Annotated in this window: 19 protein-coding genes and 2 tRNA genes; 13 read left to right on the forward strand and 8 right to left on the reverse strand. The window is 70.5% G+C overall.

Annotated elements, in window-relative coordinates; genetic code table 11:
- Positions 1–5: 5 nt before the first annotated feature.
- The 4 genes from IMT31_RS11865 (at position 6) to treZ (ending at position 6050) form a co-directional block, all read left to right on the forward strand.
- Positions 6–1004, forward strand: coding sequence for an aldo/keto reductase (locus IMT31_RS11865; RefSeq protein WP_413542903.1), 999 nt, complete (start codon positions 6–8; stop codon positions 1002–1004).
- A gap of 120 nt (positions 1005–1124) precedes the next feature.
- Complete coding sequence (locus IMT31_RS11870; RefSeq protein ID WP_345359289.1) at positions 1125–1574, forward strand: hypothetical protein; 450 nt, start codon at positions 1125–1127, stop codon at positions 1572–1574.
- A 52-nt stretch (positions 1575–1626) separates the two neighbouring features.
- The gene (treY, locus tag IMT31_RS11875) at positions 1627–4167 is read left to right on the forward strand and encodes a malto-oligosyltrehalose synthase (protein WP_413542904.1); all 2541 of its coding nucleotides are present in this window, start codon (positions 1627–1629) and stop codon (positions 4165–4167) included.
- A complete protein-coding gene (gene treZ, locus IMT31_RS11880) occupies positions 4164–6050 on the forward strand; it encodes a malto-oligosyltrehalose trehalohydrolase (RefSeq protein ID WP_413542905.1) in 1887 nt (628 codons plus the stop codon). Before treY ends, treZ begins: the two co-directional genes overlap by 4 nt.
- 126 nt (positions 6051–6176) lie before the next feature.
- Here treZ and IMT31_RS11885 read toward each other — a convergent pair whose 3' ends face one another.
- Genes IMT31_RS11885 through IMT31_RS11910 form a run of 6 tightly spaced genes read right to left on the reverse strand, consistent with a single transcriptional unit; the run spans position 6177 to position 11779 of the window.
- The gene (locus IMT31_RS11885) at positions 6177–7100 is read right to left on the reverse strand and encodes a cation diffusion facilitator family transporter (protein WP_413542906.1); all 924 of its coding nucleotides are present in this window, start codon (positions 7098–7100) and stop codon (positions 6177–6179) included.
- Between the two features lie 2 nt (positions 7101–7102).
- The gene (locus IMT31_RS11890) at positions 7103–7525 is read right to left on the reverse strand and encodes a metalloregulator ArsR/SmtB family transcription factor (RefSeq protein WP_345359301.1); all 423 of its coding nucleotides are present in this window, start codon (positions 7523–7525) and stop codon (positions 7103–7105) included.
- A gap of 45 nt (positions 7526–7570) precedes the next feature.
- Complete coding sequence (locus tag IMT31_RS11895) at positions 7571–8857, reverse strand: DUF4032 domain-containing protein (protein ID WP_413542907.1); 1287 nt, start codon at positions 8855–8857, stop codon at positions 7571–7573.
- The gene (locus IMT31_RS11900; RefSeq protein ID WP_413542908.1) at positions 8854–9519 is read right to left on the reverse strand and encodes an ABC transporter ATP-binding protein; all 666 of its coding nucleotides are present in this window, start codon (positions 9517–9519) and stop codon (positions 8854–8856) included. The genes IMT31_RS11895 and IMT31_RS11900 overlap by 4 nt, the downstream gene beginning before the upstream one ends.
- A complete protein-coding gene (gene otsB, locus IMT31_RS11905; protein WP_413542909.1) occupies positions 9507–10325 on the reverse strand; it encodes a trehalose-phosphatase in 819 nt (272 codons plus the stop codon). The genes IMT31_RS11900 and otsB overlap by 13 nt, the downstream gene beginning before the upstream one ends.
- Positions 10322–11779 (reverse strand): alpha,alpha-trehalose-phosphate synthase (UDP-forming), encoded by a 1458-nt coding sequence (locus IMT31_RS11910; protein ID WP_413544416.1) that lies wholly within the window; start codon positions 11777–11779, stop codon positions 10322–10324. Before IMT31_RS11910 ends, otsB begins: the two co-directional genes overlap by 4 nt.
- A gap of 249 nt (positions 11780–12028) precedes the next feature.
- On the opposite strand from IMT31_RS11910, the gene IMT31_RS11915 reads away from it, so the two are divergent.
- The 5 genes from IMT31_RS11915 (at position 12029) to IMT31_RS11935 (ending at position 17277) form a co-directional block, all read left to right on the forward strand.
- Complete coding sequence (locus IMT31_RS11915) at positions 12029–12901, forward strand: DsbA family protein (RefSeq protein WP_413542910.1); 873 nt, start codon at positions 12029–12031, stop codon at positions 12899–12901.
- 83 nt (positions 12902–12984) lie between these two features.
- Positions 12985–13061, forward strand: a tRNA-Thr gene (locus IMT31_RS11920).
- A gap of 215 nt (positions 13062–13276) precedes the next feature.
- Positions 13277–15088 (forward strand): SpoIID/LytB domain-containing protein, encoded by a 1812-nt coding sequence (locus tag IMT31_RS11925; RefSeq protein ID WP_413542911.1) that lies wholly within the window; start codon positions 13277–13279, stop codon positions 15086–15088.
- A 29-nt stretch (positions 15089–15117) separates the two neighbouring features.
- Positions 15118–16464, forward strand: a complete 1347-nt coding sequence (locus IMT31_RS11930) for an LLM class flavin-dependent oxidoreductase (RefSeq protein ID WP_413542912.1) — start codon at positions 15118–15120, stop codon at positions 16462–16464.
- A gap of 66 nt (positions 16465–16530) precedes the next feature.
- Positions 16531–17277, forward strand: a complete 747-nt coding sequence (locus IMT31_RS11935) for a TIGR02206 family membrane protein (protein WP_413542913.1) — start codon at positions 16531–16533, stop codon at positions 17275–17277.
- Here IMT31_RS11935 and IMT31_RS11940 read toward each other — a convergent pair.
- Entirely contained in the window at positions 17243–17896 is a 654-nt protein-coding gene (locus IMT31_RS11940; protein ID WP_413542914.1) for a DsbA family protein, read from the reverse strand. The genes IMT31_RS11935 and IMT31_RS11940 overlap by 35 nt on opposite strands.
- Before the next feature lie 112 nt (positions 17897–18008).
- Here IMT31_RS11940 and IMT31_RS11945 point away from each other — a divergent pair.
- Positions 18009–18085, forward strand: a tRNA-Val gene (locus IMT31_RS11945).
- A 106-nt stretch (positions 18086–18191) separates the two neighbouring features.
- Positions 18192–19991, forward strand: coding sequence for a threonine/serine ThrE exporter family protein (locus IMT31_RS11950; protein WP_345359323.1), 1800 nt, complete (start codon positions 18192–18194; stop codon positions 19989–19991).
- On the opposite strand, the gene IMT31_RS11955 is transcribed toward IMT31_RS11950, so the two are convergent.
- Positions 19988–20674, reverse strand: coding sequence for a uracil-DNA glycosylase (locus IMT31_RS11955; protein WP_413542915.1), 687 nt, complete (start codon positions 20672–20674; stop codon positions 19988–19990). The genes IMT31_RS11950 and IMT31_RS11955 overlap by 4 nt on opposite strands.
- A 100-nt stretch (positions 20675–20774) precedes the next feature.
- Between IMT31_RS11955 and IMT31_RS11960 the strand changes: the two genes are divergently transcribed.
- Together IMT31_RS11960 and IMT31_RS11965 are read left to right on the forward strand one after the other, a co-directional pair.
- The gene (locus IMT31_RS11960; protein WP_345359329.1) at positions 20775–21092 is read left to right on the forward strand and encodes a DUF3263 domain-containing protein; all 318 of its coding nucleotides are present in this window, start codon (positions 20775–20777) and stop codon (positions 21090–21092) included.
- A 73-nt stretch (positions 21093–21165) separates the two neighbouring features.
- A complete protein-coding gene (locus IMT31_RS11965) occupies positions 21166–21846 on the forward strand; it encodes a LytR C-terminal domain-containing protein (RefSeq protein ID WP_413542916.1) in 681 nt (226 codons plus the stop codon).
- The last annotated feature ends 199 nt before the right edge of the window (positions 21847–22045 follow it).

The following is a 22045-nucleotide window of genomic DNA, read 5'->3' on the forward strand; positions in this document are numbered from 1 at the left end:
GAAGGGTGGGGATCCTGCCGGCCGGTGCTGCCCAACCCGTGGTGCTGGGCCTGATGGGCTGGGGCGGCGGCTGGGGCACCGAGCCCCTGGACGACGCCGGCCGGGAGGCCGTGGACGCTACGGCCCGGCAGGCCCTGGGGGCCGCGCTGGCGGCCGGGATCACCACCGTGGACACGGCGGACATCTATGCGCACGGCCGGTCCGAGGAGACCCTGGGCCGGCTGCTGGCTGCCGAGCCCGGCCTGCGGGACAGGTTCCACCTCCAGACCAAGTGCGGAATCCTCGTGGGAGGGTCCCCACTGCACGGGGAGGCCGCCACTCGCTACGACTCGTCCCCGGCGCACGTGCGCGCGTCGATCACCGCCTCCCTGGCTCGGCTGGGCACCCAGCGCATCGACACCCTGATCATCCACCGCCCGGACGTGCTGACGGACCCGGCCGAGACCGTCGGCGCCTATCTCGAGGCCCAGGCCGAGGGCGTCGTCGGGCGCCTGGGGGTGTCCAACATGCCCCTGGCCTGGGTGCGGCGCTTCGATGATGCCCTGCGAGCGGCGAGTGGGGGCGCCGAGGGGCTGGTGTGCGTGCAGCTGGAGATGGGGCTGCACCGGCGCGCGCTCGTGGAGTCGGTGGTCCTGGCGAACCATCCTGAGGCGGCGCCGTCCGCGGGGATGGGAGGGCTGGTGGAGTTCGTCCGGGAGCGGGGCATCACCCTGCAGGCCTGGGGATCACTGGCGCAGGGGATGTTCACGCGCCATGGCCCCGGCGAGGCCACCGCAGCAGCGGTGGCGACGGTCGCCGGAGTGGCCCGTGAACTCGAGACCAGCCGCGAGGCCGTGGTGTTGGCCTGGTTGGTGCGGCTGCCGTGGGGGATCCGGCCTGTCATCGGCTCTCTCACCCCCGCCCGGATCGCGGACTGCGGCCAGGCCGCGGACGTGGCGCGGAGGATGGACGCGGAGCAGTGGTACCGGCTCTGGACCGCGGCGCGGGGCGAGCAGCTGCCGTGACGGGGGCCATGGACCGGTGTCCCCACGGGGATTCGCCAGGGTCCTGGCCATCGGCGGTGTCGCCCCCGGAGGTACTGACCTGGAGTGCGCAGGTCTGGAGGTTCGGGGGAGAATGGAGGCATGTATGCGCCGATCGACCTCCAGACTCCTCTCGTGGCCCAGGGGATGGGCATCCTGCTGGCCATCATCGGAGCGGCGGTGTTGGCTCATGGCCTGTGGCGCCGCAAGCGCTACCGGACTCACGCGGATGACCAGGACGCCCGCTACGCCGGGCCGGACCGCGCCCGGGACGCCACCCGGGAGATCATGGCCGGCATCGGGGTGCTGATCCTGGGTGTGGCGGCCCTGGTGTTCGCCGCCTTCGAGTCCCAGGCCTCGGACCGGGCCATCCAGGACAACGTGACCGCCAAATACGGGGTCGAGTCCGTGCTGGGCAAGGAGTGGCGCGGCAACGCACTCAACGCGGACGTCACCATGCCGGACGGCACCGTCCACCAAGACGTGCTGATCACCTTCGAGGAGTCCGGGGAACCGCAGATCAGCCGGGACCTGACCGAAGCGCCCGAATAGCCCTGCCGAAGCACGGCCAGCACGGCCCGCACGGCTCCGTGCGTTTGCTACCGTGCACCACGTGACCAGTCCGCAGAGAGTCCCCGCGTCCACCTACCGCCTGCAACTCACCGCCGACTTCACCCTGGACCGGGCGCGCGAGGTGCTGCCCTACCTGCGGGAGCTCGGGGTTGACTGGCTCTACCTCTCCCCGATGCTGGGTGCGGAGGAGGGCTCCACGCACGGCTATGACGTGGTGGATCCCACCAGTGTGGATGACGCCCGCGGCGGGGAGACCGGGCTGCGGGAACTGGCGGAGGCGGTGCACTCCGCGGGCGGGGGGATCCTCGCGGACATCGTGCCCAACCACGTGGGGGTGGCCACCCCCAAGGACAACGCCTGGTGGTGGGACCTGCTCAAGCACGGGCGGGCCTCCAAGTACGCCACGGCCTTCGACATCGACTGGGAGGCCGGCGACTCCCGGATCTGGCTGCCCGTCCTGGGAGACGGCACGGATGAGGACCCTGAGGCCGAGCTGGCGAGACTGCGGGTGGTGGACGGGGAGCTCCACTACTACGACAACGTGTATCCGTTGGCTCCGGGCACCGAGGAGGCGGCGCGTTCCGCCGCAGGAGCGGACGCCGGCGAGGAGCAGTTGGCCCGGGCCGCGCACGATCTGCAGAACTACCGGCTGATGCCATGGCGTGAGGCTGACGAGAACCTGAACTACCGGCGCTTCTTCGCGGTCAACTCCCTGGCCGGGGTGCGCGTGGAGATCCCCCGCGTCTTCGCCGAGACCCACCGGGAGATCCTGTCCTGGATCCGAGACGGCCTGGTGGATGGGCTGCGAGTGGACCACCCGGACGGGCTGGCGGACCCGGGTGGCTACTTCGAGAACCTGCGCCAGGCCACCGGCGGGGTCTACCTGCTGGGAGAGAAGATCCTCGAGCATGGGGAACGGCTGCCGGCGGCGTGGTCAGTGGACGGCACCACCGGGTACGACGCCCTGGGCGAGATCGAACGGGTGCTCACGGATCCCGCCGGTGCCCCGGTGCTGGACGAGGTGGCCGGCCGGCTCGGCGGCTGGGGCCGCACGGAGGACCAGTCCGGGGAGACCTCTGCGGCGGCCGAGGTGGTGTGGGCGGAGATGATCCACGGCACCAAGCGGGCCGTGGCGGACGGGATGCTGCGCTCCGAGGTGGACCGCCTGGCGCGTTTGGTCCCCGGGCTGCTGCCCGAGGACCCGGAGGGCGAGCAACTCCAGGATGCGCTGGCCGAGCTGCTCGCCTGCTTCCCGGTCTACCGGTCCTACCTGCCCACCGGACGTCATCACCTGGACGGGGCCGCCTCAGACGCGGTGCGCCGTCGTCCTGACCTGACGGAGGCCGTCAGGGCCCTGCTGCCGTTGCTCGCGGACCCGGACCACCCGATCGGGGAGCGCTTCCAGCAGACCTCGGGCATGGTGATGGCCAAGGGTGTGGAGGACACCGCGTTCTACCGGTACACCCGGTTGGCGTCCCTCAACGAGGTCGGAGGGGACCCGTCCTCCTTTGCCCAGTCCCTGGAGAGGTTCCACGCCCTCCAGGGTGACCGGCAGGCCCGCATGCCGCTCACCATGACCACGCTGTCCACCCATGACACCAAGCGCAGCGAGGACGTCCGCGCCCGGATCGACGTGCTCTCCGAGATTCCCGAGGAGTGGGCCGCCACCTTGGAGCGCCTCATGGGCCTCGCCCCGCTGGGAGACGGGCCGTTCGAGAAGCTGCTGTGGGAGACCATCGTGGGCGCCTGGCCCGTGGACGGCACCGCGCTGGAGACCGCGCGGCTCAACGACTACGCCCTCAAGGCGGCCCGTGAGGCCGCCACGCGGACCACGTGGACCGAGCCGGACGAGGAGTTCGAGGCTGCGCTCGCTGACCTCGCCGTGCAGGCCACCGCCCCCGGAGGGGAGCTGCGGGAGACACTGCAGACGATCGCGGACCGGGTGGCAGTGCCCGGCATGGTGAACCAGGTGTCCATGAAGCTCATCCAGCTGACACTGCCCGGCATCCCGGACGTCTACCAGGGAACCGAGATCCCCTTCCCCACGCTGGTGGACCCGGACAACCGCCGCCCTGTGGACTTCGCCGAGCGCGCCGCGTTGCTCGCCCGGCTCGACGGCGGGTGGGTGCCGGAGTTCCCGGCCGCCGTGGAGGCGGCAGGCGGGGCCGAGGCGGAGTCTGGAACCACCGGGCACGACGGCGGCCTGCTCGCCGAGTACACCGCCGGGCTCAAGCTGCTGGTCACCTCCCGCGCCCTGCGGGCCCGCCGCCAGCACCCCGAGTGGTACAGCCGCTATCAGGAACTCGACGTCATCGGCGAAGCCGCTGACCACGTCATCGCCTTCACCCGCGGCGGGAGCATCACCGTGGCCACCCGGTGGCCGCTGGGACTGGACGATGAAGGCGGTTGGGGCGAGGCCGCCGTCGTGCTCCCACGCCAGGTCCTGGTGGACCTGCTGACCGGCCGCCGCTTCGGCGGAGCCCATACGGACGGCACCACCCGGCTGGCCGAGCTCTTCGAACACCATCCGGTGGCCCTGTTGGTGCCCGAGGACGGGAACACCCTATCATGAGCGCCCGCCTGGGTCCGCACGAGACCTACGCCGTCTGGGCTCCGCACGCGGAGAGCGTGGAGCTGGTGTTCACCGCGGACCCTCCCGGCGCCGTCCACGGCACCGAGAGCCGCTGGAACGTGGTGGACTCGGTGTCCATGCTGCAGGCCGCCACCGGCTGGTGGGAGCCCGGAGCGCCGGTGGGGGCCTCGAGCGCTGAGAGTGCCGAGAGCGCTGGCCATGACTACGGCTACCGGGTGGACGGGGAGGGGCCGTTCCCGGACCCGCGCTCGCGGTGGCAGCCGGACACCGTGCACGGACCCTCGCGGCTGTTCGACGCCTCGGGGCACGAGTGGCAGGACGGAGACTGGACGGGCCGGCCGCTGCGCGGTGCCGTGCTCTACGAGCTGCACGTGGGGACCTTCACGGAGCAGGGCACCCTGGCGGCGGCCGCGGGGAGGCTGGAACACCTGGTCTCGTGTGGGGTCACCCATGTGGAGCTGTTGCCCGTGAACTCCTTCGCCGGCCGGCATAACTGGGGCTATGACGGCGTGGGCTGGTTCGCCGTGGATGCCTCCTATGGGGGCCCGCACGCCTACCAGGACTTCGTGGACCGCTGCCACGCGGCGGGACTGGCCGTCATCCAGGACGTGGTCTACAACCACCTCGGGCCCTCGGGGAACTACCTGCCGCGATTCGGGCCGTACCTGACCGAGCGGTCCACCGGGTGGGGCAGCGGGCTCAACCTGGACGGCCCGGACTCGGACGAGGTGCGCCGGTACATCCTGGACAACGCCCGGATGTGGTTCGAGGAGTATCACGTGGACGGGTTGCGGCTGGACGCGGTCCACGCCTTGCAGGACTCCCGGGCGGTGCACGTGCTGGAGGAGCTGGCCGCGGAGACGGACGCGCTCTCGGACCGGCTGGGCCGCCCCCTGGTGCTCGTGGCGGAGTCCGATCTCAACGATCCGCGGCTGATCACCGCGCGCGCCAGTCCGGGCCAGGACGGCACCGGCGGCTACGGGCTGACCGGGCAGTGGTCGGACGACTTCCACCATGCGGTGCACGTGGCGTTGACGGGGGAGACCGCCGGCTACTACGCGGACTTCGAGCCCCTCGGGGCGCTGGAGAAGGTCCTCAACCGCGGGTTCTTCCACGACGGCACCTGGTCCTCGTTCCGTCAGCGCCACCACGGCCGTCCGCTGGGGGACCGGATTCCTGCCGAGGCGCTGGTGGTCAGCGCGCAGAATCATGACCAGATCGGCAATCGGGCCGCCGGTGACCGGCTGGCGGCATCCCTGGACGAGGGGCAACTGGCGATCGCGGCGGCCCTGCTCCTGACCGGCCCCTTCACCCCGATGCTGTTCATGGGGGAGGAGTGGGCGGCCTCCACGCCGTGGCAGTTCTTCACGGCCCACCGGGAGGCCGAGCTGGCACGGGCCGTGACGGAGGGACGCCGCCGGGAGTTCGCTCGGATGGCCTGGGGCGAGCACGTGCCGGACCCCCAGGCGGCGGAGACGTTCACCGACTCCACCCTGCGCTGGGAGGAGGCGGGCACGGGCCGGCATGCCCGGTTGTTGGAGCTGTACCGGACCCTGGCCCGGATCCGCGCCGAGCGGCCCGAGCTGACGGACCCGGACCGCGCCACCACCCGGGCCACCGGGGACGAGGGGCGCCGCTGGGTCCGGATGGACCGCGGGGTCACGGGATCCGGGCCCGGTTCCGTGGTACTGCTGGCCGCTCTGGGAACCGATCCGATGCCGGTGCCCGAAGACCTGCAGGGATTCCGCCTGCTGGCCGGCCACGGGGCTGACGGTTCGTTGGTGGAGGTCCCGGGGCGTGTGGCGGTCGCTGGGGGCCGGCAGGTGCCCGCCCACGCGTTCCTGCTCTGCGCCCGCGACTGACCAGGCCGTCATCTTCCGACCTGTCGTCTTCCAACAGTCATCCGATACCGATCACCACGGCCCGACTCCACGGCCCGGATGACCGGAATCGGATGACCTCTCGTGCCGCGGCGCTGAACACGGTGCTCAGTCGTGCGTGACGGACGCGGGCTCGTGCCGCGCGACCTCCTTGGTCTCGATCTGGAAGGTCGAGTGGTGGACCTGCACCTCGAAGTGCTCGGCCACGCACCGCTTGACGTCCTGGAGGATCGCAGCCGCGTGGCCGTCGTTGAAGCAGCCGTCCTCCACCACGATGTGCGCCGTGAGGGTGGGCAGCCCGCTGGCCACCGTGGAGGCGTGCAGGTCATGGACGTCCTCCACGTGCTCCAGGGCGAGCAGGTGCCGGCGCACCTCGTCCAGGTCCAGCCCGGCCGGGGTGAACTCCATCAGCACGCTGGTGGTCTCCCGCAGCAGGATGAACGCTCGGGGCACCATCAGTGCGGCGATGAACAGCCCCGCGAGGGCGTCGGCCTGCTGGAAGCCGGTGGTGGCGATCACCACGGCGGCGGCGATGACTCCCAGGGAGCCGAGGGCGTCATTGAGCACCTCGAGGAAGGCGGCGCGCATGTTCAGGTTCGCGCCGCGGCTGGTGGACAGCACGGCGAGCGCGAGGATGTTGGCCGCCAGCCCGATGATCCCGAAGACGAGCAGCTCCCCGGCGGGAACCTCGGGTGGGGCGAACAGGCGCCGGATGCCCTCGACGGCCGCGTAGACGCCCACCACGAGCAGCAGTGCCGACTGCCCCAGGGCGGCGATCACCTCGATGCGGCGGAACCCCCACGTCCGCCTGGAGGTGGACGGCCGGAGCATCAGGGTGGCCGCGATCAGCGCCACCAGCAGTCCGGAGGCATCCGTCAGGGCGTGCGCCGTATCCGTGAACAGGGCGAGGCTGCCGGTGATCACCGTGCCGACGGCCTGCGCCAGGACGATCACCGCGGTCAGGCTGAAGGCGATCCAGAGACGGGCGCGGTGGTCACCGGCCTGGCCCGGCTGGGTATGTCCGGCGCCCATGGCTACCCGTCCTCCGGGATCGGGACCGGGACGGGTGCTGGCAGCGGGGCGGCCGCGTCCCGGTGGCGGTGCGGCTGGCGCAGGTGCGTGCACAGCACGGCGTCCGTGCCGGTGGCCTGCAGGATCCTCTCCGCGGCGCCGGTCAGGTGGCGCAGCAGCTCGGGCTCGGCCAGCGAGTACCAGGTCGAACGGCCCTCGGGCCGCAGGGTGACCAGTCCGCACTCCAGCAGGAAGCCGAGGTGCTTGCTGACCGTGGACTGCGCGAGCCCCAGGTGGTCCACGAGGTCCCGCACGCGGTGCTCGCCGGAGGCGAGGTGCTGCACGAGCGTCAGGCGGGTGGGCTCGGCCAGCGCCTGGAAGAGGTGGGCGTAGGCGGCCGTGGCCACCTCGTCGAGGGGCTCGGTCTGGAGCATACTCATCGCCATGGAGCGATTATATCGCCGTGTGGTGATGCTATCAAGGGACGAGTACTAGTCGTAGTTCTCCGAGGGCAGCTCCACGGCCTTCAACATGGTGGTGGTGGGATGCAGCACCACGGCGTCCTCATCCCGGCGGTGCGGCAGCACGGTCTCGATGTAGGACTCGAGCGCCTCCGGCAGGGGGACGGAGCGGGACTGGTTCTCGGACAGGTACCAGCGGTGCTCCAGCAACTGGTGCATCACCTCGGCGGGCTCCAGCTTGCCGGACAACTCCTGCGGAATGGCGCGGGAGACCAGTTCGAAGACCTCGACCAGCCAGCGGTTGGCGGCCTCGTGCTCGTCCATGTCCGGGTGGTTGACGGCCCGGTACTCGTCGATGTCCCGCAGCAGGCGCCGAGCCTGGTTCTCCTGTACGTCCAGGCCGGTCAGCCCCAGCAGCCGGCGCTGGTGGTGCCCGGGGTCCACCACCTTGGGCTGCAGCACCAGCCGGGAACCGTCCTCGGTGGTGCGGATGGCGTACTCCTCCACGTCGAAGCCCAGTGAGTTCAGCCGGCGGATCCGCTCCTCCACCCGCCAGCGCTCGCCGGGACGGAAGGACATGTCACCCGTGAGCTCGTCCCAGAGGCGGCGGTAGGCGTCGATGATCAGTTCGGAGGTGGCCACCGGGTCCACGTCCTGGTCCACCAGGCCGCCGGACATCAGGTCCATCAGCTCCCCGGCGATGTTGACCCGGGCGAGCTCGAGATCGTGCTCACGCTGTCCGCGGGAGAGGGAGGGGTGCAGCTCTCCGGTCTCCGCGTCCACGAGGTACGCGGCGAAGGCCCCGGCGTCCCGGCGGAACAGGGTGTTGGACAGGGACACGTCCCCCCAGTAGAACCCCACCAGGTGCAACTCCACCAGCAGCAGGGCCAGGGCGTCGATGAGCCGGGTCAGGGTGTCCTGGTGGAGCCGGCGGGAGAACACGGCGCGGTAGGGCAGGGAGAAGCGCAGATGCCGGGTGACCAGGGCGGTCGGCAACGGTTCGCCATCGGAGGCGCGACGCCCGGCCACCACGGCCACCGGCTCCACGCACGGGACGTCCAGCCGTTCCAGCCGGCGCAGCAGCTGGTACTCGCGGCGCGCGGTGAACTCCGTGGTCTCCTTGACCGCCACCACCGATCCCTCCAGGTGGGCGAAACGCACCACGTGCCGGGACAGCCCGCGGGGCAGAGCGGCCAACGCGGACTCGGGCCAGTCCTCCAGGGGGACGTCCCAGGGCAGTCGCAGCAGCTCCGAGGCGCCCTCCCCGTGGTCCGCCCCCACGGACGTGGTGATGTCCAAACCGGATTGGGGTGTCATGACACGGCAGTTTCCTCCCTGAGCCGCCCGGAGTCCAGCCGCAGGCGGCGGTCCGCCACCGAGGCCACCGGCCCGGGCTCGGCCGTGGCGTACACCGTGGTGACCCCCAGTGTGCGGGCCAGGGAACGGATCAGCCCGGCGGTGTGGTCCTTGAGCTCCGGCGGCAGGGCCGCCAGCGGGTCGTCCATGAGGAGCACCGCCGGGCGCCGCACCACCGCGCGGGCCAACGCCACCTGCTGGCGCTGGGGCCTCGTCAACTCCTCGGGGCCCCAGGTCAGCTGGGACTCCAGGTCCAGCAGCCGGGCGGCCTCATGGACGCGGTCCAGCCGCTCGGCCTCCGGGACCCCGGCCACGCGCAGCGCAAAGCTCATGTTCTCCTGCACGTCCATGTGCGGGTACAGGGCGTAGTTCTGGAACACCAGCACGGCGTCACGATCCTGCGCCGGCAGGCCCGTCACGTCCACCCCGCCGATCAGCACGTGGCCGCTGACGGGGGTCTCCTGGCCGGCCACCACCCGCAACAGCGTGGACTTGCCGCTGCGCAACGCCCCGGAGACCACCACGAACTGACCCTCGTCCGCCGTCAGGTCCAGGTCGGCCAGCGCCGGCGCCTGGGCCGAGGGATACTGCACCGTGATGCCCTGCAGGCTCAGCCGCGCCACGCGGCCACCTCACGCAGCACCGCCGACAACTGGTCCGGTCCCGCGATCCGGTACCGGGCGGCCGTGGGGCCCTCGCCGACCTTCAGGGTGATGTCCCTGCCGGCATCCAGGCGCGCGAAGCCGTCCTCGTCCGTGACGTCGTCCCCCGCGAACAGCACGGCCTCGGCCCCCGTGACCCGGCGCAACAGGTCCAGCCCCTGCCCCTTGTCCGCACGCACCACGGACACCTCCAGCACGTCCTTGCCGTGACTCACGTAGAAGCCATCCGTCTCCGGTGCCCCGGCCAGTTCGCCCAGTGCGGCCTCGGCCTCCGCCACCGCCCGGCGCCTGGCCTCATCCGAACCGGCCAGCCGCACCTGCAACACGCGGCCGGCCGGCTTGTGCTCCACCCAGGCATCCGGATACCGGCGCGCCACCGGCTCCAGCACCTGCCCGACGGCGGCCAGGACCCTGCACTGCTGCGCGTCCAGTTCCAGCGGCGGCGCGTCCGGACCGAGGCGGCGCTCGGCGCCGTGGGAACCGATGAGCAGGGTGGACTCCGGGGGTGAGGCCACGGCGATCAGCGAGGCCAGGGCGCGCCCGGACACCAGGGCCGTATGCACGCCTGGCAGTACCGCGAGGGCGGCCAGGGCGGCGGCGTTCTCGGGCACGGGACGGGCGTCCTCCGCCCGGTCCACGAGCTCGGCCAACACCCCGTCGAAGTCCACAGCCACCAGGATCCGGTCCCGTCCGGCGAACCGCCGCAGGGCAGAGGCCAGCTCGCCGGGCAGCTCGGACCCGGGCTCCTGCGGGAGGTGACCGGTCATCGCGGAGTCTCCGGGCCGGCGTCGTGCCCCTGGGGGTCCCCTCCGGCCAGCCGGTCCAGGAAGTCCTGGGACCACTTGTTCACATCATGCGTGATGATCTGCCGGTGCATGGAGCGCATGCGCTTGGTGGCCTCCTGAGGTGCCATGGCGATGGCCTCCACGATGGCCTCCTTCATCCCGTCGATGTCATGGGGGTTGATCAGCAGGGCCTTGCGCAGCTGGTCCGAGGCACCGGCGAACTCCGAGAGCACCAACACCCCGCCCCGGCCGCCGCGGGCCGCCACGTACTCCTTGGCCACCAGGTTCATGCCGTCACGCAGCGCGGTGACGAGCATGACGTCCGCGGCGAGGTAGAGGGCCACCATCTCCTCGACCGGGTAGGAGTGGTGCAGGTAGCGGATCGCGGTGTGGCCCATGGTGTCGTAGGTGCCGTTGACCCGGCCCACGGCCAGCTCGATGTCATCCCGCAGTTCCTGGTAGGAGTCCACGTTCTCGCGGGAGGGGCTGGCCACCTGGACCAGGCAGGCGTCCTCCACGTCCAGGCTGCCGTCCTCCAACAGCTCTGCGAAGGCCTTGATGCGGTGAGGGATGCCCTTGGTGTAGTCGAGCCGGTCCACGCCCAGCAGGACGGTGTTCGGGTGACCGAGCTCCTCGCGGATCTGCCGCGACCGGGCCTGCACCTCCGGGTCCTGTGAGAGGGCCGTGATGGTGCCGACGTCGATGGAGATGGGGAAGGCCTCGGCGGTCACGGTGCGTTCGCCGCCGTGGCCGTCGTTCACGTTCAGGGCCCCCGAGCGGAAGGAACCGCCCAGCAGCCGCCGCACGGCCCCGGTGAAGTTGGCCACGTCCGAGCGGCGTTGGAAGCCGATCAGGTCCGCCCCCAGCAACCCCTCCAGCAGGGAACGGCGCCACGGCAGCTGGGTGTAGAGGTCCACCGGGGGGAACGGGATGTGGTGGAAGTAGCCGATCCTCACATCCGGCCGCAGCCGCCGCAGCAGCCGGGGCACCAGATGCAGTTGATAGTCCTGCACCCACACCGTGGCGTGGGGCGCGGCCGTGGCGGCGGCGGCCCGGGCGAAGCGGACGTTGACCGTCAGGTAGGTGTCCCACCACTGCCGGTGGAACGAGGGGCGCGCGATCACATCGTGGTACAGCGGCCACAGCGTGGAGTTGGAGAAGCCCTCGTAGTACTCGGTGAGCTCCTGCTCGGACAGCTCCACGGGGACCAGGTGCATGCCGTCATGGGTGAACGGCTCCAGCGCCTCGTCCGCCACGCCGCCCCAGCCCACCCAGGCGCCCTCACGGCGGGCCATGATGGGTGCCAGCGCCGTCACGAGCCCGCCGGGGGAGCGGCGCCAGGACGAGGTTCCGTCCGGTTCGGTCACCCGGTCCACGGCCAGGCGGTTGGCCACCACCACGAGGTCGTGGTCGCCGGGCTCGGGCGGAACACCCACACGGTGCTCGGCCCGTGCCAGGAAGGAGGGGGCTCCAATGGGGAGGTCAACGCGGTTGCTCACTACTCAGAACTCCTTCTCTCGGTCCCGATCTGGATCCGTCTATGACCCTATCTCCCCGTGCTTTCCCCTGGACCGCGTTCTCAGGTTGGACCGGTAACCTAGCCCTTGGCCCGGAGACGGATGGCATGGGGGACACCGGCCAGGCAGACCGCAACGACCCAGACAGTCAGGACGACAGGCAGGACCATGGCGAGCAGCAACAAGCAGACGAAGGCCGAGAGGCAGCAGACCGCCCGCGAGAAGGCCCGGCAGATGCAGGAGGAGCAGCGGCGTCAGGAGAAGCGGCGTTCCCTCATGGTCCGCTGGGGCGTGGTCGGGGCCGTGGTGGTGGTCATCGCCGTGGTGGTGGGCGTCATCTTCATGAACTCCTCCCGTGCCATCCCCGAGGCAGGGCCCGTGCCGAGCGCGGCCAACGAGTACGGCGGCATCGCCCTCACCTCCACGAGCGAGTTGGCCCCGGGTGACGAGGGGTTCACGGAGGTCGACAACGCTGAGGCGGCCCAGCCGGAGAACACCGGTGAGGCGGCCACCTCCGTCCCCGGCGGCGAGGCCCGGCCGGCCGGTGAGCCAGCCCAGATCATCGTCTATGCGGACGCGAACTGCGTACACTGTGCCGACTTCGAGCAGCAGAACTCGGGCCAGATGGCCGAATGGCTGGACGCCGGCGAGGTCACCGTGGAATACCGGATGCTGGACTACCTCGACAACCCGGCCACCGGCAACTACTCCTCCCGGGCCGGCAACGCGCTGGCGTGCATGGCGGAGCAGTCCCCGGAGAACTACCACTCCTTCCTGACGCAGATCTTCGCGAGCTACGCCACCAAGCAGGGCGAGGGCCTCAGCGATGACGAGCTCCAGGAGATGGCCTCCGGTCTGGGCGCGGACATCAGCGGTTGCATCGACGGCAACGAGTACCGCCCCTTCGTCACGCACACCGGCCTGCAGGCCCGCGAGGCACAGATCGCCGGCACCCCGTCCGTGTGGGTCCAGGGCGAGAACTGGGACCAGAGCACCCCCTTCGCCGAGTACGTGGAGGGCAAGATCGCCGAACAGTCCTGACCGAGGGCATCGGCTACCCTTGAAGGGCCGGCTTCCGCCGACACCCACGTACGTGCTGGTGTGACCGGGAACCGGCCCTTCTCGCCTCCTTAGCTCAGCTGGCCAGAGCACCTGTCTTGTAAACAGGGGGTCACCGGTTCGAATCCGGTAGGGGGCTCCACTACTGCGTCTGGGCCACGGCATCAGATCCTCGGCGTCAGAATGTGATCACCGGCCGCGCACTGGGCGCATACTGGTTGGTGGGGACGCAGGCGCTGCCGAGGGCGGCGGACCGGGCGTCTCCGCAGACTTTCCCGGAGGAACACCGTGCCCGCCACCACGCCATCACCCGCACCGTCCCGCCGAGGGATGGGCCCTCGAACGATCCTTCGCCGGATGCTCAGCCTGGTGCTGACCTCCGTGCTGGTGCTGTCCTCCGGGGCCGCGCTCGCCGCCCCGGCCCGCGCGGCCACCGAGGAGTTCCGTGACGTCCCACCGGGCTCCACCTACTATGAGCCCGTCACCTGGATGGTGCAGGCCGGCATCACCACGGGCCGCTCCGGCGGATCGATCTTCGGCGTGCGGGACAATCTCAATCGCGCTGAGGCGGCGGCCTTCCTCCACCGGCTGGTGGACCCGGATTTCATGCCGCCGGACAGCAGTGGATTCCCGGATGTCTCTGACCCGGACAACTGGGACTACGCCCCCATCACCTGGCTCGTGCACGAGGGCGTCGTGAGCGGATACGCGGACGGCACCTTCAAGCCCCTGCGCCACATCACCCGTGGCGAGCTGGCCAAGATCCTCTACGGGGTGGCCGACCCGGCCTATCCCGCCCCGGGCTCCGACCCGTTCGCCGATGTCCAGGTGGGCAGCACCTATCACCGGCACATCTCCTGGCTGAAGGACATCGGCGCCACCCATGGTTATGCCGACGGCACGTACCGGCCGAGCCAGCACATCAACCGGGGCGAGACGGCCCAGCTGATCCGGGCGGTGGCAGAGGAGCTCGGCTATGACACCTCCGTGGTGCCCGACTCCTTCACGGTGCAGGGCTCCGGCTGGGGCCATGGGGCCGGCATGAGTCAGTATGGGGCCCGGGCAATGGCTGCCGGGGGCCGCACGGCCGAGCAGATCCTGCAGTACTACTACACCGGCGTCCAGGTCTCCTCCTCCTCGCACCGGGCCTACGAGAACCTCCGCGTCCACCTGCTCTCCACGGCCTCGACCACCCTCAAGGCCACCAAGCTCAACGGCACCGACGGCTATGTGCGGGTCCGCACCGCCGGTTCGGTCCTGCCCACCACCGGTGCCGTGCGGCTGGAGGCGGACGGCGGTGACGTGGTGACGACGATGCCGGACGGAACCCGGAAGCGGGCGGGCTCCGCGATCCTCGAGTGGCCGGGCACCCGGTTCTGGAACCTCGATTCGCCGAATGCGGCCACCCTGCGGGTGCCGGACGCCGACGGGAGCACCCGGCCCCTGGACCTGCGCCACGGCAAGGTCATCGTCACGGTGATCGGCGGCCGGCTCAACATCGTCACCGAACTGCGGATGAACGACGAATACCTCTACGGGTTGGCGGAGATGCCCTCCTCCTGGCCAGCAGCGGCACTGCAGGCGCAGGCCATCGCGGGCCGTTCCTATGCCCTGCGGAACATGGGCTCCCTGAAGGCGGACTGCGGCTGTCACGTCTGGGACGAGGTCCGCTCCCAGAAGTTCACCGGCTGGGCGAAGGAGAGCGAGGGTACCGGGGCGGTCTACGGGAAACGCTGGACGGCGGCCGTCGACGGCACCCTGAGCCGCAATACCGCCGGCACCCCGGTCCGGGCGAAGAGCCTCTGGTACGGCGGGGGCATCGTCGACGCCGTGTACTTCTCCTCCAGCGGTGGCCACACGCGCTCGGCGGTGGACGTGTGGGGCAATGCCGTGCCCTATCTGCAGGGCAGGCCTGACCCCTACAGCCTCTCCGCGGACGCCCACAACCCGAACGCCTCGTGGACGCAGTCCGTGAGTCAGGCCACCATGGCGAGTGCCTTCGGACTGCCCTCGGTGGTGTCCGTGCGGTTCACCCTGGATGGGGCGGACTCAGCCCGGTACGTGAGCGCCACGGCCGCAGACGGCACCACATCCCAGATCACCGGCAACCAGTTCCGGTCCCGCGTGGGGGCCAAATCGACCTGGCTCTCCGCCGTCACACCCCGCTGAGGACCACTCTCCGGTGGGATGATGGCGCCATGTTGTTGTGCTCCCTGGACATGATGGTCCCCACCCACCAGTCCACCGGCCTGTGGCGTCACCCGGACGCTGACACCGAGCAGTACCGGGACCTCGGTTTCTGGACCCGGCACGCGCAGCAACTGGAGCGGGCCGGGTTCGACGCACTCTTCCTCGCCGATGTGGCCGGTGTCTATGACGTGTACGACGGTTCGGGGCGCACCGCCATCCGCGCCGGCATGCAGTACCCGATGCTGGATCCGATGCTGGCCGTCAGTGCGCTCGCGGCCGCGACCACCACGCTCGGCTTCGGCGTCACCGCCTCCGTCAGTTACGAGCAGCCCTACCTGCTGGCCCGCAGGTTCGCCACCCTGGACCACCTCACGGGCGGGCGGATCGGCTGGAACATCGTCACCGGCTACCAGGCCTCGGCCATGGCGAACCTCGGCGCCACCGGGCAGTTGGCGCATGACGCCCGCTATGACCGGGCTGATGAGTTCATGGACGTCGCCTACCGGCTGTGGGAGGGAACCTTCGAGGACGGCGCCCTGGTGGCAGATCCCGCGGCCAACACCTATCTGGACCCCGCCAAGGTGCACGACGCCGGCCACGCGGGTGAGTACTTCACGGTTCCCGGCCCATCGCTCACCTTTCCCGGCCCCCAGCGCACCCCCTTCCTCTTCCAGGCCGGCTCCTCGCCGCGGGGCCTGGACTTCGCCGCCCGGCACGCCGAGGCGCTGTTCTTCTCCGGCACGACGCCGGAGAACGTCCGCCCGCTCACGGAGGGCGTCCGGGCCCGGGTGGCGGCCAGCGGCCGGCCCACGGACAGCCTGAAGACCATCACCTCCGTGACGGTGATCGCCGGGGGCACCGATGCCGAGGCCCGGGAGCGGCTGAGGGACTACGCCCGCCACGTCGACGAGGAGGCTGCCCTGTCCCTGCTGGCGGGGTGGACCGGTCTGGACCTGGCCCGGTACTCACCGGATGACGTGCTGGAGCACGTGGAGATCGAGGGTAACCGCTCGGCACTCCAGTCCTTCACCACCCTGGACCCGGACCGGTCCTGGACCATCCGCGACCTGGCTGCCTTCATGGCCATCGGGGCCCGTGGGCCGGTCATCGTCGGCTCCGGGGCCACCGTCGCCGATGAGCTGGAGCGTTGGCTGGCGGAGGCCGGAGTCGACGGCTTCAACGTGGACCATGCCCTGCGGGGGCCGGACCTGGCGGCCTTCGCCGAGCATGTCTCCCCGGAACTGCGCCGGCGGGGGCTGATCCCGGAGCTGCCGCGTGGCGGCACCATGAGACAGCGGTTCCTGGGCACCGACACGCTGCCGGCGGGGCACCATGGCATCAGCTTCAGGCACTGACCCTGACCCTGACACCGAAACTGACGCTGACGCTGACCAGACGGCCCGGCTGGCTACTCTGGGGGCATGAGTCCGTTTCTGGATCCGCTGGCCCCGTACATCCCGCTGTTCGGGACGGACCACCTGCTGGCCCTGGGGGCAGTGCTGGCGGCGCTGGCCCTGATGCTGGTCTTCCGCCGCCAGGTCCGGGATCACGCCAGCGTGCTGCGCTGGGCGTTCCTGATGCTGGCGTTGGCCCAGCAGGTGGCGCTGTACTGGTATCAGGTCGCGGTGGCCGGCTGGGACTGGGGAGACTCCACGCCGCTGCACATCTCCCGTGTGACCACGCTGATCCTGATGGCCTACCTGATCACCGGGCGCCGGGCCGTGCTGGAGGTCGGGTTCTACTTCGGCCTCTACGCCTACGCCACGTTCCTCTACCCGCAGCGGATCCAGCCCTTGGACCATCTCATGGGGTGGAGTTTCCTGGTGAGCCACGCCGTGACCATCCTGGTGCCCGTCTTCGCGGGCATCTCCTACGGTTGGCGCCCCACGCTCCGCGGTCTCCGGCGGGCCTACGGCTGGTTCGTCGTCTACTTCGTGGTGGTGCTGGCCGTCAACGCGATGACGGGCGGCAACTACTTCTACCTCAAGTACCGGCCGTTCCTCCGGGACCTCCCCGATCCGCTGTACTGGCTGGCGGCCTGTGCTGCCACACTGGCGCTGATGTGGGTCGGCTATGCGGTCTCCCGCCGCTTCCCGGTACGCGGGGATGCGGGCTATGCCACCGAGACCGCCGCTACCGGGTCTTGGAACCTGTCAGCCAGGACTTGAGGTCGCCGTGCTCCTCGACGCTGTAGAGCGTGCTCTCGGCGGGGGAGTACACCGAGGGGACGCCGCGGAGCCCGAAGTCTGAGAAGTCGGACAGGGCGGCCTCGATCCGCTCGTCGGCGCCGTTGCCGGTGATGCACTGACCGATCTCCTCGGGTTCACCGGTGCCCTCGGCCCTCGCGGACGCCTGGGCCACGAGGGCCTCATCCCCCGGTGGGGTGGCAACCTGCTCGAAGAGCCAGGACTGGAAGCCGTGGAGCGTGCCCTGAGCAGCCTCCCCGTCCCCGAGGGAGTCCTCGAGGCAGTAGTAGGCCGTGGCCGCGCGCGTGGACCAGGATTCGGGATCGCCCCGGCCCAGGAAGTCGACGATCCGATATTCGACGTCCACCTGGCCGCCGGAGGCCAGGCCGTGCACCATCCCGCCGTACCGCTCGTGGAAGGCGGCGCAGTGGGGGCAGGCGAAGTCCTCGAAGATCTGGACCTGCTCCGGGGCAGTGTTCGCCGGGGTGGAGCCCGAGCCCGAATCGGCGTTCCGGATGGACTCCGCGCAGCCGGTCAGCATCAGGGCCGCTGCAGCGGCCACGGCCAGGGCGGCGCCCCCTCGGAAGGTGTTGATGTGCATGCCCTTCATCCTAGGCGGGCGGCGCGAGGCTCTCGGTTTTCCTGTTGGGGTGCTGTTCTGCTAGGCTTTCATAGCTGTTGGGGCCCACATCTGCGAGGCTCCCGGCGCCGTTGGATCTTTAGCTCAGTTGGTTAGAGCGTTCGCTTCACACGCGAGAGGTCGCTGGTTCGAGTCCAGTAAGATCCACCACTTTGATGCACTGGAGGGCCCGTTCTGGGCCCTCCAACCGTTAACCCACCAGTACAGTAATCGGTGGCACCGAGACGTGCCGTGATCCGCGTTGAAGGGAGCTGCGGTGGAGGAGAACCCGGACACCCGGCTGGGGCGCCACCATCCTGAGGAGCCCCCGGCCGATCTGGCCGAGATCCCCATCATCACCCCGTCCTCCCAGGACGCGGAGCCGGCCGCCACGTCAGCCATCGACTTCCCGCTGGGGCCGGCGGCCGGGCTCTCCGAACCGGTCCGGACGGAGTCCGGCACCACCGTGGTGGGCGGGCAGGACGACCCCGGCGGGGACACCGCCGCGGGGCCCCGCAGCGATACCCCGCTCACGGAACCACCCGCCTCTGATCCCGTGCCGCAGTCCGTGCTGACCCCCTCCGGTCCGGTCACGGGGGAGAACCCGGCCACCACGGCGCCGGTCGGCACCGTGGGAGTGACCTCCTCGCCGAAGAAGGCTCCCAAGGGGCGCCTGCGTTTCTCGGGTGGATCGGCGATCAAGCGGATGATGTACTCCGAGCCGCTGCCCACTCAGGCGCTCTCCATCGTCAACCGGATCGCGGACAGCCCGTACGCCAACCCGTACCTGCGGACCACCCGCAATGCGGACGCGGACGCCCGAACCACCCTGGACTTCGCCCTGAAGCTCGGGGAGACCATGTTCAGGTTCGGGGCCGGCGCCCTGGAGGTGGAGACCTCGATCATCGTGGTGACCCAGGCGTTCGGTGTGCACGAGACCGAGGTGGACATCACCAACCAGTCCATCGCCCTGAACTACGCGCCCAGCGGCAAGACCCCCTACTCGCTGCATCGCGTGGTGCGCTCCTGGTCCCAGAACTACGCCGGTCTGGCCCTGCTGCACCAACTCGTCTCCGGTGTCTCCCTGGGCGAGATGGACCGCGATGCCGCACAGCAGCGGCTGGCGGACATCCGGCACAAGCCGAAGCCGTTCGCCCCGTGGCTGAGCATTCTCGCCTCGGGGATCTTCGCCGCGGCCTTCGTGGTCTTCATCGGCGGCAACCTGGTGGGCGCCGGGGTGTCTCTGCTCTCCACGATGCTGCTGATCGGCACGGTGAACCTCCTGGGGAAGGCCCGGATCCCCGAGTTCTTCTCGATCATGGCCGGCGGTTTCATCGCCACCGTGATCGCGCTGGTGCTCTACACGTTGCACGTGCCCCTGGCGCCCTCGCTCGTGGTGGCCGGCGGGATCATGCTGCTGTTGCCCTCAGGGCGTTTCGTCTCCGCCATGCAGGACGCCATCAACGGCTTCCCCGTCTCCGCGGCCGGCCGCTTCGTCTCCGCCGTACTGGTGTTCGCCGGGCTGATGGCCGGCATCATCGCGGCCGTGGTCTTCTCCTCCATCCTCGGGGTGCCGGAACTGGACCTGGCCGATGAGGCCGTGTCCAGCTATCCGGTGTGGCTCCTGGCACTGCTGGTGGTGATCGCCATTGTGGCGGATGGGATCTTCGATCAGTCGGCCTGGCGGCTGCTGCTTCCCACCGCGTTGGTCTCCCTGGTGGGGTTCCTCGTGTATGTGGGAGCCGAGGCCATCGGGACCGGGCCGCGACTGACCCCCGGGATCGCAGCCGTCGTCATCGGCGCACTGGGCCGTTATGTGGCCCTGCGCCTGGGCGCCCCGCAGCTCGTGGTCGCCGTGCCCGGCATCCTCTTCCTGCTGCCCGGTCTGAAGATCTTCCGGTCCATGTACAACATCGCCATGAACACCGGGACCATGCAGGAGGGCCTGATCGGGCTCTTCGACGCCTCGGCGATCATCATGGCGATCGCCGCCGGGGTGGTCCTGGGTGACACCATCGCCAGACCGTTGACCAGGGCGCTGCAGGCCAACGAGCGCCGGCGGATCGGCCGCCGCTAGACCTGCCAGTCGACCGGGGCCGCGCCGGCCTGCCGCAGCAGCTCGTTGGCACGGCTGAAGGGCTGTGAGCCGAAGAACCCGCGGTAGGCGGACAGCGGCGAGGGGTGCGGCGATTCGACCAGGCCCACGCGGCCCCCGCCGTGGGCCCCGAGCACCGGGGCCATCCGCCGGGCATCGGCGCCCCACAGGATCGCCACGAGCGGGGCATCCCGGGCAGCCAGCGCCGCCACGGCGGCCTCGGTGATCGCCTCCCAGCCGAGGTTCCGGTGGCTGCCGGCCCGCCCCGCGGCCACGGTCAACACCCTGTTGAGCATCAGCACGCCCTGGTCCGCCCACCTCGAGAGGTCTCCGTGGGGTGCCGGCGGGATGCCCAGGTCTGTCTCCAGCTCCCGGTAGACATTGGCCAGGGAACGTGGCAGCGGGGTGACGTGGCGGTCCACGGCGAAGCTCATCCCGATCGGGTGGCCCGGCGTGGGGTACGGGTCCTGCCCCAGGATGAGCACGCGCACGCCGTCGAAGGGTTGCCGGAAGGCCCTCAGGATGTGTTCCGGGGCCGGCAGTACCTGCTCGCCGTCCGCGCGCCGGGCCTGGATCTGCTGCCCGACGCCGGCCAGGGCCTCGCGCTGTGGGGCCAGGGCGCGCTCCCAGCCGGGATCCAGCGGTGCGATCAGGTCGGTGTCCACGGCGGCAGACTACCGGCTGAGGGGGTGGGCGATCGAATGACACGGATGTAGTTCCGACCGGTAGACTGTGGGGGACGTCGTCGCGTTGGAAGGACCACCCATGTCAGCAGTGCACGCCGCCGAGCCAGGCGGACCGCAGTCCCCGTCCGAGGGCCCGGAACAGGCCGCCGCAGGCGGGTTGACCGAACGGGACCGGGACATCCTCGACTTTGAGAACCAGTGGTGGAAGTACGGCGGGGCCAAGGACCAGGCCATTCGGGACCGCTTCGCGCTCTCGGCGACCACCTACTACCAGGTGCTCAATGGCCTGTTGGACCGCGAAGAGGCCCTCGCGCGCCAGCCCATGCTGGTCAAGCGACTCCGTAGACTGCGGACCACCCGCCACCGCGCACGCAGCGCCCGGCGGCAGGAAGCCTGAGCGCCACCCCCGGTGGCCGGAAACAGTCCATGACCAAGCCCAGAACATGCCCAGAACCTGGTGACGGTGGCCGATGACCCAGTATCCGCACGACCGCTTCGACGATGTGCCCGCCTACAGAGACCGCAAGGGCAGTCACCGCGCGGACCCGTCCCTGACAGCCGGCCCCTCAGGTCTCGTGGGGATCTCCGTGGCCGCCGCCCTCGCACTGGTGGTCGGGGCCTTCTGCTACCTGATCCTGCCCTCCCTGTTGCCCGCCGACGCGCTCGGAGCCCGCGCGCCGTCCAGTGCGGGTGCCTCCGCCAGCGCCTCGGCCAGCGATTCCGTCGAGCCGCAGGAGACTGAGCCGGCGGATCCGCGGCCCTCGCCGTCGCCGAGTGCGCCGGCCGAGACCGCATCAGCGGAACCCGAGTCCCCGGAGCCGTCGGAGTCCCCGGAACCCAGCGAGCCGGAACCCAGCGAATCGGAGACTGCCGCCGCGGACACCGGCGACACCTCCGCCCCGGTGGAGGTCTACAACGCCTCCTCGATCGGGGGGCTGGCTGGCCGGGTCTCCGGCGGGCTCTCGGGCAGTGGGTTCACCGTGGTGGGCACCGGCAACTGGCAGGGTTTCCCCGTGCCCTCCTCGGCCGTGTACTACTCCCAGAACGAGACCACCGCGCAGGCTGTGGCCGCCCATCTGGGGCTGCCGCTGATTCAGGACGCCCGTGTCCCGGGCGTCGCGGTGGTGCTGTACGCGGACTACTCCGGCTGACAGGGCCCCGGCAGCCTCCTCCGAGGGCTGAACCGTTTGCACTCGGAGGGTGCGAGTGCTAAATATGGACTTAGCACTCCGAGGATGTGACTGCCAAGCCCGCAGGCATGCGGGTGGTCATGGCCACCGGGGTAGACCTGAACGTGGTGAGGCCCTTTGCCGGGCCGTCCGTCGCGGGCACTGCACAGGTCAGTTGATC

It is taken from the genome of Citricoccus nitrophenolicus (genome assembly GCF_047305825.1).
Classification (GTDB): Bacteria; Actinomycetota; Actinomycetes; order Actinomycetales; family Micrococcaceae; genus Citricoccus; species Citricoccus nitrophenolicus.